This is a genomic window from Salipiger sp. PrR003 (genome assembly GCF_010500785.1).
Lineage (GTDB): Bacteria > Pseudomonadota > Alphaproteobacteria > Rhodobacterales > Rhodobacteraceae > Salipiger > Salipiger pacificus_A.
In genome coordinates this window covers 1-2,658 of the sequence record NZ_JAAGOV010000114.1, presented here as the reverse complement: position 1 = coordinate 2,658, position 2,658 = coordinate 1, and the positions used below count along the sequence as shown (strand labels likewise).

At 64.4% G+C, this 2,658-nt stretch carries 2 protein-coding genes; both read left to right on the top strand.

The window, feature by feature from the left end; all coding sequences use genetic code 11:
• Positions 1–179: 179 nt before the first annotated feature.
• Complete coding sequence (istA, locus tag G0D83_RS30770) at positions 180–1,706, top strand: IS21 family transposase (RefSeq protein ID WP_164198527.1); 1,527 nt, start codon at positions 180–182, stop codon at positions 1,704–1,706.
• Complete coding sequence (istB, locus tag G0D83_RS30765; RefSeq protein WP_066811215.1) at positions 1,703–2,569, top strand: IS21-like element helper ATPase IstB; 867 nt, start codon at positions 1,703–1,705, stop codon at positions 2,567–2,569. Before istA ends, istB begins: the two co-directional genes overlap by 4 nt.
• Positions 2,570–2,658 lie beyond the last annotated feature (89 nt).

Here is a 2,658-nt window from a genome sequence, read left to right as displayed (position 1 = left end):
TGTGCAGCGACACCGCTGGTGAAACAGCGCGACATTGCAGGTGGTGATTTTGGGGGAAGCGGAAGCCGGGCGTAGCCCGGATGTAGCTTCCCCCAAAATCTCGCGCGGGTTTACCCCGTGCGGTTGGCGGTGACGGCGGTCAGGGTGGTCCGATCTTCGACGACCAAGAAGAGGATCGGATGCCCGGCCGTTTCATCACCGACCGACAACACGAGGATTACATGACCCTTCGACAGCATCACACGCAAAAGATTGCGGCAGCCAAAGCCGGCTTCAGTGTCAGCACCGGAGCCCGGATCGAACGTGACCCCCGCCCTCCATCTCAGAAACGACGTGAGCGCCGGCACGGAGGTGGCAAGCCCGACCCTTTGGCCGGCCTGTGGGATGAAGAGATCGTTCCGCTGATCGAAGCGACACCGGGCCTTCGGCCGATCGCGGTGCTCGAGGAGATGCAGTACCGTCATCCGGACCGGGACCTGAGCTCTGCGCGCCGCACCTTGGAGCGCCGGATGCGGCTTTGGCGCGCCGAACACGGGCCGGACAGGGAAGTGATCTTCCGCCAGTCACACCCGCCGGGACGGGAGGGCATGTCCGACTTCTTCGACGCGCGCGCGCTCGGCGTCACGATTGCCGGAGTGCCCTTGGCGCATCGGATCTATCACTTCACCCTGGTCCACTCGGGCTGGGAGCATGCCGAGGTGGTGCTTGGCGGCGAGAGCTACACCGCCTTGGCTGGCGGATTGCAGAACGCCCTATGGCTTCTCGGCGGCGCCCCGCGCGAACATCGGACGGACAGCTTGTCGGCCGCCTTCGCCAATCTCGATCGGGATGCCCGAGAGGACCTGCGCAGACGCTATGATGCGCTGTGTGCCGACTACGGCATGGAAGCGACCCGGAACAATCGCGGCATTGCACACGAAAACGGGTCTATCGAGAGCCGGCACGGACATCTCAAGACCCGCTTGGAGCAGGCCCTGCTGCTGCGTGGCAGTCATGACTTCGATGAGTTGGACGACTGGCGACACTTCGTTGCCCAGGTCGTCGCGCGCCACAATGCACGGCATCGGGACCGCCTGAGGGTCGAACGGCCACATCTGCAGCCTCTTCCGGCGCGCCGTAGCTGTGATTACGACGAGGCGCGCGTGAGGGTGACCTCGTCGGGCGGCTTCGTGTTCCGAAAGGTGTTCTACACCGTTCACTCTCGCCTGATCGGCTACGAGCTGAAGCTACGCATCTTCGATGATCGCCTGGAGCTGTTCCTCGGCGGCACACCCCTCGAGACCCTACCGCGCGGGCGCCCGCCTGCCGGCGGGCGTGGGGGTCATGGCTATGTCGTTAGCTACCATCACGTCATCCACAGCTTGCGGGCCAAGCCTCAGGCCATCGCCAATCTGACCTACCGCGACGCGCTCTTCCCTCGCACTGAATACCGCCGATGCTGGGACGCGCTGACGGCTTCCGGACCGCTGCGGCAAGCCTGCCGGATCATGGTCGGCCTGCTGTGGCTCGCCCATGATCAGACCTGCGAGGCGGAATTGGCCGCGGCCCTCTCGGCAATCCTTGCCCGAGGCGAACTTCCGGTCCTCGGGGACCTGCGCTCCCGCTTCACGCGGACCGAAGGCGATGGTGGGCCCGATGTCCCGGTCTGCATCCCCTCTGCCGGCAGCTACGACGACCTGATCCAAGGACAGGGAGCGGCCGCATGAGCATGACCGTGGAAACCGCAACACTGCCGACCTTACTGACGGCGCTCAGGCTGCCCACGGTTGCCCGCCTCTGGCCGGAGTTCTGCACCCGTGCCGACAAGGAGGGTTGGCCGGCCGAACGCTTGTTGGCGGCGCTGTGCGAGCTGGAGCTGAGCGAGCGGGAACAGCGCCGCATCCAACGTCATCTTGCCGCTGCAAGGCTGCCACAAGGGAAAACGCTCGACGCCTTCGACTTCCTGGCGGTCCCCACCTTGAGCCAGGCCCGCGTCAGAGCGCTGGTCGAAGGCGACAGCTGGCTGCAGGCAGGGCACAATTTGCTGGCCTTCGGCCCGCCCGGCTCGGGCAAGACGCACCTCGCGGGGGCCATCGGATACGAACTCATCCAACGAGGGTACCGTGTGCTTATGGCAAGGACGTCGGACCTGGTCCAACGCCTGCAAGTGGCGCGGCAGGACCTGGCGCTCACTCAGGAGATCGCGAAGCTCGACAAGTTCGACCTGCTCATCCTCGACGACCTGTCGTACGTGCGAAAGGATCAGGCCGAGACCAGTGCCCTCTTCGAGCTCATCTCCGCACGATACGAGCGGCGCTCTATCATGATCACGGCCAATCAGCCGTTCAGTGGTTGGGACGCCATCTTCCCCGACAGGGCGATGACCATCGCCGCCATCGACCGGCTCGTCCACCATGCGACAATCTTCGAAATGAACGTCGAAAGCTACCGACGCCGTGCCGCCTATGCCGCCGCGACATCGCTCAGCGACATCGAAGATGACCGCGACAAACAACAGCCCGAAAAGGAGACCGCCACAGCGAAGGACAACTCGCGGCCAGCGACATTGAGCAGCGACATCGAAACTTGATCTGACGGCCGCAAACCGGCACCGTCAAAAAACGTCACCGTCATCCACCTGCGATGTCGCTCAGCACTCAACTGCGATGTCGCGCCACA

Coding starts and splice junctions, on each gene's coding strand:
- istA (WP_164198527.1), top strand. CDS start 180: ATGCCCGGCCGTTTCATCACCGACCGACAACACGAGGATTACATGACC.
- istB (WP_066811215.1), top strand. CDS start 1,703: ATGAGCATGACCGTGGAAACCGCAACACTGCCGACCTTACTGACGGCG.